The organism is Stenotrophomonas sp. GSD10, assembly GCF_056172695.1.
The window spans coordinates 1,374,690-1,387,504 of sequence record NZ_JAOCMC010000002.1; the positions used below are offsets into that span (position 1 = coordinate 1,374,690).

Here is a 12,815-nt window from a genome sequence, read left to right on the forward strand (position 1 = left end):
GCGTTCACTCGTGGTTGCGGGATTTCTTGGAGGTTCGTTTCGGCGCCTTGATGCTGGTGCCATCGAGCAGCTTGCGGATCGGCGCCGGCAGGCCCAGCGCCGGCAGCTCGTCGGCGGCGACCCAGCGCAGCGTGGGTTCTTCCACGCGCAGGCCGTGCACCTGCCGCGACAATACCTGCAGGTGCAGCTTGTAGTGGCTGAAGGTGTGCTGCAGCACCGGCAGCTCTTCGGCGTCTTCCAGCGATCCGTCGACATGCGTGTCGAACCAGTCCTGCAGATCGCTGCCGGCCTCGGCCTGCGGCAGCGTCCACAGCTGCGCCCAGATGCCGGTGTCCGGACGCTTCTGCAGCAGCACGCGTTGCTGGGTGTCGCGCAGCAGCAGGGCCACCGCTTCGCGTTCGGGCAGGGTCTTGCCCGGTTTGGGTGTGGGCAGATCGGCGGTGCGGCCTTCGCGGCGTGCCACGCAGTCGTCCTGCAACGGACAGATCACGCAGGCCGGCCTGGCGCGGCTGCACACCGTCGCGCCCAGGTCCATCTGCGCCTGGGTGTAATCGGCCATGCGCCCGGCCGGTACCTGCGACACGTGCGCCTCGGCCAGAGCCCACAGCTGCTTCTCGATGGCCGGCAGGCCGGGGAAGCCGTCAATGCCGTGGTAGCGGCTGAGCACGCGCTTGACGTTGCCGTCGAGGATCGCGAACGGATCGTTCCAGGCCTGGCTGAGGATCGCCCCGGCAGTGCTGCGGCCGATGCCGGGCAGGGCATGCAGCGCGTCGAAATCACGCGGCAGGTCGCCGTCATGCAGCTCCACGCAGCGCTGGGCCGCCGCGTGCAGGTTGCGCGCGCGAGCGTAGTAGCCAAGCCCGGCCCACTGCGCCATCACCGCATCATTGCTGGCGGTGGCGAGGTCGGGCAGGGTCGGGAAATGCTGCAGGAACCGCTGGAAATAGGGGATGACCGTGGCCACCTGGGTCTGCTGCAGCATGATCTCCGACAGCCAGACCCGGTAGGGGCTGCGCGGGTGCTGCCAGGGCAGGTCGTGGCGGCCGTGGTCGTCGAACCAGTGCAGCAGGCGGGCGACGAAGCCGTCGGTCTGCGGGGTTCCGGCGCTGGCGTGCGGCTGGCGGGGCATCGGTGTTCCGGGAAAGGGCAGCCACCCGTGGGTTCACCCTGGTAGAGCCACCCCATGGGTGGCTGCGCCAGAGTGCGGTGACTGCACGGTGTATCAGCCGCCCAGTGCTTCAGGCAGCAGGGCGTCGACGAAGGCTTCCGGATCGAACACGCGCAGGTCTTCCGGACGCTCGCCGATACCGGCGAAACGGATCGGAATGCCGAACTCGCGGGCCAGCGCAAACACCACGCCGCCCTTGGCGGTGCCGTCCAGCTTGGTCACCACCAGGCCGGTCACGTTCACCGCAGCATTGAACTGGCGCAGCTGCGACAGCGCGTTCTGGCCAGTGGTGCCGTCGATCACCATCAGCACCTCGTGCGGCGCGGTGGGGTCGATCTTGCCGAGTACGCGGCGGATCTTGCCCAGTTCGTTCATCAGGCCGGACTGGGTGTGCAGGCGGCCGGCGGTGTCGGCAATCAGCACCGAGGTGCCGCGGGCCTTGCCGGCCTGCAGCGCGTCGAACGCCACCGAAGCGGCATCGGCGTTCTGGCCCTGCGCGACCACGGCCACGCCATTGCGCTCGCCCCAGGCCTGCAGCTGCGCCACGGCGGCGGCACGGAAGGTATCGCCTGCGGCCAGCATCAGGCTGTGGCCCTCGTCCTTGAAGCGCTTGGCCAGCTTGCCGATGGTGGTGGTCTTGCCGACGCCGTTGACGCCGACGGTCAGCACCACGAAGGGCTTGGCATTGCGGTCGATCACCAGCGGCTTGGCCACCGGCTGCAGGATCGCGATCAGTTCGGCGCGCAGCGCGGCCAGCAGCGCATTGGCGTCGGCGAACTCGCGCGACTTCATGCGCCTGCGCAGGCCCTCGACCAGGTCGGTGGTAGCACCCACGCCGACGTCGGCGGTGATCAGTGCGGTTTCCAGCTCGTCCAGCAGGTCGTCGTCGAGCTTGGGGTTGCGCGAGAACAGGCCGCCGAAGCTGCGCGCGATGACGCTGTTGCGCAGGCGCTCACGCCAGCCGGGCTTGCCGGCCGGAGCGGGCACGGCGTCGACCGAAGCAGCGGCCGGCAGGTCGTCGGCGACCGGGGCCGGGGTGGACTCAGGTGCCGGTGCCGGTTCGATGGCCGGGGGCGCGACGGGGGTGACGTCGATCGGCGCCGGAGCTGCCGGAACGGGTGCGGCTGGAGCCGGAATCACCGGTGTGGGTTCGACATTGACCGGAACGACGGCTGCCGGAGGCGGCTCGACCGGTACAGGCGCGGCCGGCGGGGCTACTGGTGCCGGCTGCTTGTCCTCGACCGGCGCGGCCGACGGGAACGCCGCCGCCAGCTCTTCAGCCGAGTAGTGCTGGGTCTTGGGTGCCTCCGCTGCGGGGGCATCCTGGGGCTTCTTGCGGCGGAAAAACTGAGCATTGGCAAAAGGCGCTGAAATCAGAGGGATATGCTACCACTCGGGCCTGTCGGGCCGATGTGGACTCAAGGTCGCGGCCCATCGGCCGTTAACCGGTCCGGAGGGCTGCGCAGTGCGGCCCGGAGACCGCCATGAACAACGTGATGGGAGCGGCACTCAGTGGCATGCGTGCAGCCCAGCAGGGCGTGCAGGTGGCCGCGCACAACGTGGCCAATCTGGCGACCCCGGATGCCCAGCGCCTGCAGCTGCAGCGTAGTGCGGTGGAGCAGGGCGGAGTGCAGGCCTCGGTGACCCCTACCGGCGCCGATGTCAGTGCACCGCTGGGAGATCTGCTGGCAGCGAAAGCCGAGGTGGTGGCCTTCGCCGCCAATGCCACGGTGATCCGCCGCCAGGACCAGATGCTGGGGTCGCTGCTGGATCGCGAGGTCTGAACCCCCTCGGCAGGCGCCAACCGCCGCTCCTGGTAGGTGCCAACCTTGGTTGGCACGCTCGACCCGCCCGGTAGGTGCCAACCTTGGTTGGCACGCTCGACCCGCCCGGTAGGTGCCAACCTTGGTTGGCACCCGCAAAGCAGTCGAGCATGGCTCGACTCTACAAAAGCCTGCCACACCCGGCGCCACCGTCTCGATCAGGCCGACAGCTCCAGCAACAGCTTGTTCAGACGCGCCACGTAGGCACCCGGGTCCTTCAGGCTGTCACCGGCGGCCAGCGCGGCCTGGTCGAACAGCACCCTGCCCAGATCGTCGAAGCGTGCACCATCGGCCTCGGCATCCAGCTTGGCGATCAGCGGATGGCCCGGGTTGATCTCCAGTACCGGCTTGCTGTCGGGCACCTTCTGCCCGCTGGCTTCCAGGATCTGGCGCATCTGCAGGCCCAGGTCCTGCTCGCCGATGGCCAGCACCGCCGGCGAATCGGTCAGGCGGTGCGACACGCGCACTTCGGCCACGTCGTCGCCCAGCACCGTCTTCAGGCGCTCGACCAGGCCCTGCTTGTCCTTCGCGGCCGCTTCCTGCTCCTGCTTGTCGGCTTCGCTTTCCAGCGCGCCCAGGTCGAGGTCGCCACGGGCGATATCAACGAAGCCCTTGCCGTCGAAATCGGTCAGGTAGCCCATCAGCCACTCGTCGATGCGGTCGGTCAGCAGCAGCACTTCCACGCCCTTCTTGCGGAACACTTCCAGGTGCGGGCTGTTGCGCACCTGGCTGTAGCTCTCGCCGGTCAGGTAGTAGATCTTGTCCTGGCCTTCGGCCATGCGGCCGATGTAATCGGCCAGCGACACGCTCTGCGCATCGGCCTCGCCACGGGTGGAGGCGAAGCGCAGCAGGCCGGCCACCTTCTCGCGGTTGTTGTAGTCCTCGGCCGGGCCTTCCTTCAGCACCTGGCCGAATTCCTTCCAGAACGTGGCGTACTGCTCGGGCTTGTCGGCGGCCAGCTTTTCCAGCATGTCCAGCGAGCGCTTGGTCAGCGCGGCCTTCATCGAATCGATGACCGGGCCGGACTGCAGGATCTCGCGCGAGACGTTCAGCGACAGATCGTTGGAATCGACCACGCCCTTGATGAAGCGCAGGTACAGCGGCAGGAACTGCTCGGCCTGGTCCATCACGAACACGCGCTGCACGTACAGCTTCAGGCCCTTGGGCGCGTCGCGGTGGTACAGGTCGAACGGCGCGCGGCCCGGCACGTACAGCAGCGAGGTGTATTCCAGCTTGCCTTCGACCTTGTTGTGGCTCCACGCCAGCGGATCGCTGTGATCGTGCGCCACGTGCTTGTAGAACTCGGTGTACTCGGCGTCGCTGATCTCGGTGCGCGGGCGGGTCCACAGCGCGCTGGCGCGGTTGACGGTCTCCCATTCGACGGCGGCGCCTTCTTCGCCTTCCTTCGGCATCTGGATCGGCAGGCCGATGTGGTCGGAGTACTTCTTGAGGATGCTGCGCAGGCGCCAGCCGTCGGCGAAGTCATGCTCGCCGTCCTTCAGGTGCAGCACGATGCGCGTGCCGCGTTCGGCCTTGTCGACGGTGGCCACTTCGAAGTCACCTTCGCCGCGCGAGGTCCAGCGCACGCCTTCGCCTGCAGCCAGGCCGGCGCGGCGCGAGGTCACTTCCACTTCGTCGGCGACGATGAAGGCGCTGTAGAAGCCGACGCCGAACTGGCCGATCAGCTGCGAATCCTTCTTCTGGTCGCCGGACAGCTGGCGCAGGAAGTCGCCGGTGCCGGACTTGGCAATCGTGCCCAGGTGGGCGATGGCTTCGGCGCGGCTCATGCCGATGCCGTTGTCTTCGATGGTGATGGTGTGGGCAGCGGCGTCGAAGCTGACGCGCACGCGCAGTTCGCTGTCACCCTCCAGCAGGGCAGGCTGGGTCAGGGCTTCGAAGCGCAGCTTGTCGGCGGCGTCGGCGGCGTTGGAGACCAGCTCGCGGAGGAAGATTTCCTTGTTGGAGTACAGCGAGTGGATCATCAGCTGCAGCAGCTGCTTGACTTCGGTCTGGAAGCCAAGGGTTTCGGTCTGGGTGGTCTCGGTCATCGATAGGGCTCCGTGTGCAATGCCGCGCCAGCGCGTGCGGCCTGGCCAAGGGGTATGGCTGATTGTCCCGAAATCAAGGGGTTGGTCGGGCAGGGCTGCGCCCTGCACCTGCAGAGGCCAGGGCAACGGCAACAGCCACAGCCACAGCCACAGCCACAGCCGGCTCTGGGTTGTCTGCGGGGTTGGCGGGGCGGTGTGGGTTGGCAGGACACGCCGTAAACCCGTCCATGGGGGCTCGATGGCGCCATCCATGGCGCCAACGGTCCTGCCAACCCACATCGCCCCACCTCTGACAGGTTCCCGGTGACGGTGACAACGGCGGGTTCCTGATCTCATCAAATCCTTCGATATCTGACAGATGTTCATCCACGCATGGCGTGGATCTACTGCAGATCGCGGGAAACTGTCGAAGGCGGGGTGGGTCAGGTTGAGGGGCGTGAGCCGCATGGATGCGGCGACCGAGCTTACATGGACGTACTTGCAGCGTCCCCCTCAACCGGACCCACCCCGCCATCCCACTGGAAGTCAGCTTTTGAAGTTGCTTCGGCTGTTGCTCCGGCCTCTGCGGGTGCCGGGCGCCGCCCGGCCGAACTACAATTCCGCTCATGGTGAATTTCTCGAACAACCCCCACCGGGGGCGCCGGTGAACGGCCGTGGTGGCAATGACGGTCAGGTCCGCATCGTCGGTGGGCGCTGGCGCAACACCCGCCTGCCGGTGCCGACCCTGCCGGGCCTGCGGCCGAGCAGCGACCGCGTGCGGGAGACCCTGTTCAACTGGCTGATGCCCAAGCTGGGTGGGGCGCGGGTGCTGGATCTGTTCGCCGGCAGCGGTGCGCTGGGCCTGGAAGCGGTCTCGCGCGGCGCCGCCCATGCCACCCTGGTCGAGCGCGATGCGCAGTTGGGCCGCAATCTGTCCGCCGCCGTGGCCAAGCTGCAGGCGGCCGACCAGGTCGCCGTGGTCCAGGCCGATGCCCTGCGCTGGCTGCAGAGCGCGCCGGCGCAGCAGGCCGATCTGGTGTTCATCGACCCGCCGTTCGCCGATGGCCTGTGGCAGGACGTGCTGGCCCAGCTGCCACGGCACCTGGCCGCCGACGCCTGGCTGTACCTGGAATCGCCGGCCGGCCATGTGCCTGTACTGCCGGCGGACTGGCTGCTGCACCGCGAAGGCGGCACCCGCGAGGTGCGCTTTGCCCTGTACCGCCGCGCCACTGCTACACTTTGACCTCATCTGAACATCTGCAACCGCCCATGACCGTGGCCAACCGCCGCATTGCCGTCTACCCCGGCACGTTCGATCCGATCACCAATGGTCATATCGACCTGGTCAGCCGGGCCGCGCCGCTGTTTGAAAAGGTCGTGGTCGGCGTGGCGCAGAGCCCGTCCAAGGGGCCGGCGCTGCCGCTGGAGCAGCGCGTGCAGCTGGCTCGCGGTGCGCTGGGGCACCACAGCAACGTCGAGGTGATCGGCTTTGATACGCTGCTGGCTCATTTCGTACGTTCGGTCCAGGGCGGGGTGCTGCTGCGCGGCCTGCGCGCGGTGTCCGACTTCGAGTACGAGTTCCAGATGGCGAGCATGAACCGCCACCTGATCCCCGAGGTCGAGACCCTGTTCCTGACCCCGGCCGAACAGCACAGCTTCATTTCGTCCTCGCTGGTCCGCGAGATCGCGCGCCTGGGCGGCGACGTGTCCGGCTTCGTGCCGGCCGCGGTGCTCGAAGCCCTGCGCAAGGTCCGCGAAGCGAAGGCGGCACAGCAGTAAGTCCGCAGTACCTGCACCCCATTACGTACAACACCACGCACCATTCCGGGAGGAAACCCATGAACACCACCATGCGCGCGATGCTGATCGCTTCGTTGGCCCTGGCCTTCACCGCCTGCAAGAAGGAAGAGGCCGCTCCGGTCGACGAGGCCAAGCAGGCCCTGGTCGCGCCGTCCAAGGACGACGACGCAGGCTGGAAGAAGTACCTGCAGGAAGTGGCGATCCAGAACATGGGCAACATCACCAACAGCCCGTTCCTGTACTACCTCTCGCCGGAATCGGACCCGGACTTCCAGGCCAAGTACGAGCGCCAGACCGAGAGCGCGACCCAGGCCGTGGCCCGTGGCGTGCAGCCGGGCAACATGCTGGCCTTCGGTTCGTCGGCCTCGGGCAAGATGGCTGACATGATCCAGGCCGTGTTCAAGGACGTTTCGCCGGATTCGATGAAGGGCGTGCGCGTCGTCTTCATCGGCCAGTCGGCCGACAACGCCCGCGTGCAGGCTGCCGTGCAGCCGACCGGTGCCGAGTACATTTTCGTCGAAGCCAAGTAAGACCGAGCCATGGCGGCCATGCTCCGGCATGGCCCGGGCGGTGACCTGCAAGGGCGCCGCTGATGACCTGACCGGCCCGCGCGCCCGCGCTGGCCGGTCCTTGTCCCAAGGCGCGGGCGAGGAGTATCGCCATGTCGCTGAAAATCAACGAGCTCTGCGTCAACTGCGACGTATGCGAGCCGGCCTGCCCGAACCAGGCCATTGCGATGGGTGAAACCATCTACGTGATCGACCCTGCGCGCTGCACCGAATGCGTGGGCCATTTCGACGAACCGCAGTGCGTGGTCGTCTGCCCGGTCGAGTGCATCGATCCGGACCCGGAGATCGTGGAAACCGAAGACCAGCTGCTGGCCAAGCTGCGCCAGCTGCAGCACGATCACCCCGAACTCTACGCGGAGCCCCCATCCGAATGAAGACGCTGATCGTCCGTCCCCTGTTGCTGCTCGGCCTGCTGTTGAGCCCGATGGCCTGGGCCGACAGCCCGGCCCGTGCCGAGCGCCCCGATGGCGCGGCCATTGCCAGTGGCCACGCGCTGGCGACGCAGGCCGGCATCGATATCCTGGCGCAGGGCGGCAACGCCTTCGATGCCGCGGTGGCGGTGTCGTCGACGCTGGCGGTGGTCGAGCCGATCAGTTCCGGCCTCGGCGGCGGCGGCTTCTTCCTGCTGCACGACGCGGCCACCGGCAAGGACGTGATGCTGGATGCGCGCGAGACCGCACCGGCGGCGGCCACGCCGCAGGCCTTCCTCGACAAGCAGGGCAACCTGGACCGCGACCGCTCGGTCAACGGTGCCTGGTCGGCGGGCATTCCGGGCCTGCCCGCAGCGCTGGTCGAACTGTCGGCCAAGCACGGCAAGCTGCCGCTGTCGGCGTCGCTGCAACCGGCGATCCGCATCGCGCGCGAAGGCTTCCCGGTCTACGACCGCATGGCCAAGGGCTATGCCTCGCGCCGCGAAGTGATGGAGCGTTATCCCGGCACGCGTGAGGTCTACCTGCGCAACGGCAAGCCGATCGCTACCGGTGACCTGTTCAAGCAGCCGGAACTGGCACAGACGCTGGAGCGCCTGGCCACCGGCGGTTTTGACGGCTTCTACAAGGGCCAGACCGGCAAGCTGCTGCTGGCCGGCGTGAAGCAGGCCGGTGGCAAGTGGACGGCCGAGGAACTGGCCGGGTACCGGGTGAAACAGCGCGAGCCGATCGTCTTCAACTACAACGGCTGGAAGATCACCACCGCGCCGCCGCCGTCGTCCGGTGGCATCGCGCTGGCCAGCATGCTGCAGATCCTGGAAGGCTGGGACATCAAGCAGATGGACCCGGCGCACCGCACCCACCTGGTGGTGGAGTCGATGCGCCGCGCCTACCGTGACCGCACCTTCTTCCTCGGCGATCCGGACTTCGTGCAGATCCCGCAGAAGGTGCTGACCAGCAAGGACTACGCACAGGGCCTGCGCGCCACCATCCACCCGGAGAAGGCCACGCCCAGCGACCTGCTGTCGGGCAACCCCACGCCGCTGGAAGACGACGAGACCACGCATTTCTCGATCATCGACCGCGATGGCAACCGTGTTGGCGCCACCCAGACCGTCAACCTGCTGTATGGCTCGGGGCTGATTCCCAAGGGCACCGGCGTGCTGCTGAACAACGAAATGGACGACTTCGCGCTGAAGCCGGGCACGCCCAATGCGTTCGGCGTGATGGGCTACGCGGCCAATGCACCGAAGCCGGGCAAGCGCATGCTCAGCTCGATGACGCCGACCTTCATGGAAAACAGTGACAAGGTGATCGTGCTGGGTACCCCGGGTGGCAGCCGCATCATCACCATGGTGCTGCTGGGCATCCTCGGCTACGACGCCGGCCTGGATGCGCAGCAGGTGGCCGCGTTGCCGCGTTACCACCACCAGTGGCTGCCGGACCTGATCGAAGCCGAGGACGATGCCTTTGACGCGGCCACGGTGAAGCAGCTGCAGGCGATGGGTCACAGGATCGACCTGCCGGGTGACACCGCTGCCGGTGGCCGCGGTTCCAGCCACGTGTGGGGCAACCTGCAGACCGTGGAATGGGACCGCAGGGCGAACCGGCTGTTCGGTGGCAGCGATCCGCGCAACCCGGTGGGCAGCGCCCAGGTCGTGCCGGCCCGCTGATGCGGCGGTAGCGCTGGGCCATGCCCGGCAGACGCAAACCTGAGAACCCCGCCACGGCGGGGTTTTCTGTTTCCTTTCTAGCGATTATTTAACGGGGTGCCGCCGATAATTGTCCTATGAAACTATGGTCGATTCGTGGAAACTCGCAGCGCCTGGACGGCGGTGCGATGTTCGGCAACGCACCGCGTGCGCTGTGGGAAAAATGGGCGGCACCGGACGAGCTCAATCGCATCGAGCTGGCCTGCCGTGCGCTGCTTGCCAGCCCGCTGGAAGGCAAGACGGTGCTGTTCGAAACCGGAATCGGTGCATTCTTTGATCCGCGCATGCGTGAGCGCTACGGCGTGCAGGAAAGCCAGCATGTGCTGATCGATTCGCTGCGCGAGGCGGGTTTCGAGCACGAGGATATCGACGTGGTGGTGCTCAGCCACCTGCACTTCGACCACGCCGGCGGCCTGCTGGCGGCATGGAGCGAAGGGCGTGAACCGGAACTGCTGTTCCCCAACGCGACTTTCGTGGTCGGCGCGCAGCACTGGCAGCGTGCGCTGCAACCGCACCCGCGCGACCGCGCCAGTTTCATTCCCGAGCTGCCCGGCCTGTTGCAGGCCAGTGGCCGCCTGGAAGTAGTGGATGGTGAGTATTCAAAGGCACTTGGCCGCAGCGTGCGCTTCAGCTACAGCGATGGCCACACGCCGGGCTTGATGCTCGCCGAGATTGTCGGCCATGCGCATAGGGGCGAGGGCGCACACGGCGGCGTGGTGTTCTGTGCCGACCTGATTCCCGGTCGCTCGTGGGTGCACGTGCCGATCACCATGGGCTACGACCGCAACGCCGAACTGCTGATCGACGAGAAACGGCAGTTCCTGGAAGACAAGCTGGCGCGCAATGTGCATCTGTTCTTCACCCACGACCCGCAGGTGGCGCTGGCGCAGCTGGGGCGCGATGACAAGGGCCGTTTCGTGACCCTGCACGAACAGGGTGAACTGAAGGCGCGCGCGCTGGGGTGAGGGTGTTGTCGGCAGGGCTGCTCCCTGCACCTGCAGAAGCCGAAGCAAGATCCAGAGCGGCATTCCGTGGGATAGCGGGGCGGTGTGGGTGGTCAGGACACGCCGTAAACCCATCCATGGGGGCTCGATGGCGCCATCCATGGCGCCAACGGTCCTGCCCACCCACACCGCCCCACCTTTGACAGGTGGCCGGTGGCTATTGGTGGGTGCCGACCGTTGGTCGGCACATCTGTCAGATATCGATATTCAAATGGGGTCGGATCCCGTTGCTGCGCAACGGGCTCTGCCCCATTCGATTGAACTGGGCGAGCGATGTTACGACGCCTTCAGGCAGCTGCTCATGAAGGTCTTGCGCGCATCACCGGCCAGCTTCTTGGCGCCGGCGTCGGCATTGCACTTGCGCATGCGTTCCTGCGGGGTGGTCGCTGCCTTGCTTTCGGCGGCGTGGCCACTGAGGCAGGAACTCTGCGCGGTCTTGTAGGCGTCACCCTTCAAGCCCTTGTTCTTGGCCGAGCATTCGGCCATGCGCTGCTGCTGCGGGGTGGTGGCATTGGCAGCCAGCGGCAGGCCGACCAGCAGGACGGCGGCCAGCAGGAAAGAGGCTTTCATCGGGAGCTCCAAGGGTGGCGGGTGCGCGGAGCATTCGCTTCCGGCCTGCAAGGCCACGTGAAGAATGTGCCCCGGACCGTGAGCGCTTGCGCCGGTGTTCAGATCGGCGTATTACTTAGCCATATGGGTAAGTATGATCCTGGCATCCAGGTGGTCTTCCAGGCGCTGGCCGATCCGACCCGCTGCGCGATCGTAGCTGCGCTGGGGCAGGGCCCGCGCACGGTGTCGACCTTGGGCGAGCCGTTCGAGATGGCCTTGCCGTCGCTGATGAAGCATCTGGCCGTGCTGGAACGCAGTGGTGTGGTGCGCAGCCGCAAGCAGGGGCGCGTACGCACCTGCGAACTGGTGCCGGAACGGTTGGGCCAAGCCGAGCAATGGCTGGCCGCGCAGCGCGCCGTGTGGGAAGCGCGCGCCGACCGCATGGTCGAGTTTGTCGAAACCCTTCATCAACAGGAGCAGCTTCATGGCCGCAGACGCAGGTAACAACCCCGAGACCGATCTGGTCATCAGCCGCGTACTGAACGCACCGCGTGCCGCGCTGTGGCGGGCGTGGACCGACCCGGAGCTGCTGCGCCAGTGGTGGTGCCCGCAGCCGTGGACCACCGAAGTACGCGCGTTCGACCTGCGCCCGGGCGGGGCCTTCCACACCTTCATGCAGGGACCCGACGGCGGCAGCAGTGACAACCCGGGCAGCTTCCTGGAGATCGTGCCGCAGCAGCGGCTGGTGTTCACCTCGATGCTGGGCGCGGGCTGGCGGCCGCAGTCACCGTGGCTGGGCTTCACCGCCATCATCACCATGGAGGACGAGGGCGAGGGCTGCCGCTACACCGCGCGGGTGATGCACCCGGACAAGGCCCTGCGTGACCAGCATGAGCAGTTGGGCTTCTTTGACGGCTGGAATACCGTCATCGGCCAGCTGGAAACGTTCGCCGCCGGCCTGTAACACCGCGTTTGGGGTCAGAGCCCTTTCGGCACGAAAGGGCTCTGACCCCGGTTCACCGGATCAACCGACGCGGGTACCGAAGATGCGGTCGCCGGCATCGCCCAGGCCCGGCAGGATGTAGCCCTTCTCGTTGAGCTGGGCGTCGATGGCTGCGGTGTAGATCTCCACGTCCGGGTGCACGGCCTTGACCGCCTCGATGCCTTCCGGCGCGGCCACCAGGAAAATGCCCTTGATGCGGCGGGCGCCGGCGCGCTTGAGCATGTCGATGGTGGCGATCAGGGTGCCGCCGGTGGCCAGCATCGGATCCAGGATCAACGCATCGCGCTCTTCCAGACGGCCGGTCAGGCGCTCGAAGTAGGGCACCGGCTGCAGGGTTTCCTCATCGCGCTGCAGGCCGACCACGCTGACGCGCGCGGCCGGGATCAGCGACAGCACGCCGCTGAGCATGCCCAGGCCGGCGCGCAGGATTGGCACCACGGTGATCTTGGCGCCGGCGATGCGCTGCACGGTGACCGGGCCGGCCCAGCCGGGCAGGGTGTGCGGCTCGGTGTCCAGGTCGGCGGTGGCCTCGTAGGCCAGCAGGGTGCCCAGCTCGTTGGCCAGTTCGCGGAAATCCTTGGTGCTGAGCGCGGCGTTGCGCATCAGGCCGATCTTGTGCTGCACCAGCGGGTGGCGCACTTCGACGATCTTCATGGTCGGGAAGGGGAATCAGGAGAGAGGCCACCATTTTGCCGGATTGCCGGGCCCAACCCCAAACCGGGCGCGCTACCG

14 protein-coding genes are annotated in these 12,815 nt (G+C 67.2%); 9 read left to right on the forward strand and 5 right to left on the reverse strand.

Features of this window, described 5'->3' with window-relative positions; translation table 11 throughout:
• Positions 1–4: 4 nt before the first annotated feature.
• A complete protein-coding gene (gene mutY, locus N4G47_RS06695) occupies positions 5–1,129 on the reverse strand; it encodes an A/G-specific adenine glycosylase (protein ID WP_475286003.1) in 1,125 nt (374 codons plus the stop codon).
• 93 nt (positions 1,130–1,222) lie between these two features.
• Positions 1,223–2,542, reverse strand: a complete 1,320-nt coding sequence (gene ftsY, locus N4G47_RS06700; RefSeq protein WP_475289901.1) for a signal recognition particle-docking protein FtsY — start codon at positions 2,540–2,542, stop codon at positions 1,223–1,225.
• Between the two features lie 110 nt (positions 2,543–2,652).
• On the opposite strand from ftsY, the gene N4G47_RS06705 reads away from it, so the two are divergent.
• The gene (locus N4G47_RS06705) at positions 2,653–2,952 is read left to right on the forward strand and encodes a hypothetical protein (RefSeq protein ID WP_475286005.1); all 300 of its coding nucleotides are present in this window, start codon (positions 2,653–2,655) and stop codon (positions 2,950–2,952) included.
• A 197-nt stretch (positions 2,953–3,149) separates the two neighbouring features.
• Here N4G47_RS06705 and htpG read toward each other — a convergent pair whose 3' ends face one another.
• The gene (htpG, locus tag N4G47_RS06710; RefSeq protein ID WP_475286007.1) at positions 3,150–5,039 is read right to left on the reverse strand and encodes a molecular chaperone HtpG; all 1,890 of its coding nucleotides are present in this window, start codon (positions 5,037–5,039) and stop codon (positions 3,150–3,152) included.
• Positions 5,040–5,682: 643 nt separating this feature from the next.
• Here htpG and rsmD point away from each other — a divergent pair.
• From rsmD to N4G47_RS06740, 6 genes are all read left to right on the forward strand, one after another.
• The gene (rsmD, locus tag N4G47_RS06715; RefSeq protein ID WP_475286009.1) at positions 5,683–6,261 is read left to right on the forward strand and encodes a 16S rRNA (guanine(966)-N(2))-methyltransferase RsmD; all 579 of its coding nucleotides are present in this window, start codon (positions 5,683–5,685) and stop codon (positions 6,259–6,261) included.
• Between the two features lie 26 nt (positions 6,262–6,287).
• Entirely contained in the window at positions 6,288–6,797 is a 510-nt protein-coding gene (gene coaD, locus N4G47_RS06720) for a pantetheine-phosphate adenylyltransferase (RefSeq protein WP_107232765.1), read from the forward strand.
• Positions 6,798–6,856: 59 nt separating this feature from the next.
• Positions 6,857–7,348, forward strand: coding sequence for a hypothetical protein (locus tag N4G47_RS06725; protein ID WP_107232764.1), 492 nt, complete (start codon positions 6,857–6,859; stop codon positions 7,346–7,348).
• Between the two features lie 131 nt (positions 7,349–7,479).
• Positions 7,480–7,761: a YfhL family 4Fe-4S dicluster ferredoxin gene (locus N4G47_RS06730; RefSeq protein ID WP_004153175.1), complete on the forward strand. Its 282-nt coding sequence runs from the start codon at positions 7,480–7,482 to the stop codon at positions 7,759–7,761.
• The gene (ggt, locus tag N4G47_RS06735; protein WP_475286011.1) at positions 7,758–9,488 is read left to right on the forward strand and encodes a gamma-glutamyltransferase; all 1,731 of its coding nucleotides are present in this window, start codon (positions 7,758–7,760) and stop codon (positions 9,486–9,488) included. Before N4G47_RS06730 ends, ggt begins: the two co-directional genes overlap by 4 nt.
• Before the next feature lie 116 nt (positions 9,489–9,604).
• Positions 9,605–10,492, forward strand: coding sequence for an MBL fold metallo-hydrolase (locus N4G47_RS06740; RefSeq protein WP_475286013.1), 888 nt, complete (start codon positions 9,605–9,607; stop codon positions 10,490–10,492).
• Positions 10,493–10,807: 315 nt separating this feature from the next.
• On the opposite strand, the gene N4G47_RS06745 is transcribed toward N4G47_RS06740, so the two are convergent.
• Entirely contained in the window at positions 10,808–11,101 is a 294-nt protein-coding gene (locus tag N4G47_RS06745; protein ID WP_475286014.1) for a PsiF family protein, read from the reverse strand.
• A 57-nt stretch (positions 11,102–11,158) separates the two neighbouring features.
• On the opposite strand from N4G47_RS06745, the gene N4G47_RS06750 reads away from it, so the two are divergent.
• Entirely contained in the window at positions 11,159–11,584 is a 426-nt protein-coding gene (locus N4G47_RS06750) for an ArsR/SmtB family transcription factor (RefSeq protein WP_475286016.1), read from the forward strand.
• Positions 11,565–12,044, forward strand: a complete 480-nt coding sequence (locus N4G47_RS06755) for an SRPBCC family protein (protein ID WP_475286017.1) — start codon at positions 11,565–11,567, stop codon at positions 12,042–12,044. The genes N4G47_RS06750 and N4G47_RS06755 overlap by 20 nt, the downstream gene beginning before the upstream one ends.
• A 60-nt stretch (positions 12,045–12,104) precedes the next feature.
• Here the strand turns inward: N4G47_RS06755 and upp are convergent, their stop codons facing one another.
• The gene (gene upp, locus N4G47_RS06760; protein WP_107232758.1) at positions 12,105–12,737 is read right to left on the reverse strand and encodes a uracil phosphoribosyltransferase; all 633 of its coding nucleotides are present in this window, start codon (positions 12,735–12,737) and stop codon (positions 12,105–12,107) included.
• Positions 12,738–12,815: the final 78 nt, after the last annotated feature.

Bases quoted from the DNA above. Each gene is read 5' to 3' on its own strand.
- upp (WP_107232758.1), bottom strand. From the start codon at position 12,737: ATGAAGATCGTCGAAGTGCGCCACCCGCTGGTGCAGCACAAGATCGGC.
- N4G47_RS06705 (WP_475286005.1), top strand. From the start codon at position 2,653: ATGAACAACGTGATGGGAGCGGCACTCAGTGGCATGCGTGCAGCCCAG.
- mutY (WP_475286003.1), bottom strand. From the start codon at position 1,129: ATGCCCCGCCAGCCGCACGCCAGCGCCGGAACCCCGCAGACCGACGGC.
- N4G47_RS06755 (WP_475286017.1), top strand. From the start codon at position 11,565: ATGGCCGCAGACGCAGGTAACAACCCCGAGACCGATCTGGTCATCAGC.
- N4G47_RS06745 (WP_475286014.1), bottom strand. From the start codon at position 11,101: ATGAAAGCCTCTTTCCTGCTGGCCGCCGTCCTGCTGGTCGGCCTGCCG.
- htpG (WP_475286007.1), bottom strand. From the start codon at position 5,039: ATGACCGAGACCACCCAGACCGAAACCCTTGGCTTCCAGACCGAAGTC.
- N4G47_RS06730 (WP_004153175.1), top strand. From the start codon at position 7,480: ATGTCGCTGAAAATCAACGAGCTCTGCGTCAACTGCGACGTATGCGAG.
- N4G47_RS06725 (WP_107232764.1), top strand. From the start codon at position 6,857: ATGAACACCACCATGCGCGCGATGCTGATCGCTTCGTTGGCCCTGGCC.
- coaD (WP_107232765.1), top strand. From the start codon at position 6,288: ATGACCGTGGCCAACCGCCGCATTGCCGTCTACCCCGGCACGTTCGAT.
- N4G47_RS06740 (WP_475286013.1), top strand. From the start codon at position 9,605: ATGAAACTATGGTCGATTCGTGGAAACTCGCAGCGCCTGGACGGCGGT.
- ggt (WP_475286011.1), top strand. From the start codon at position 7,758: ATGAAGACGCTGATCGTCCGTCCCCTGTTGCTGCTCGGCCTGCTGTTG.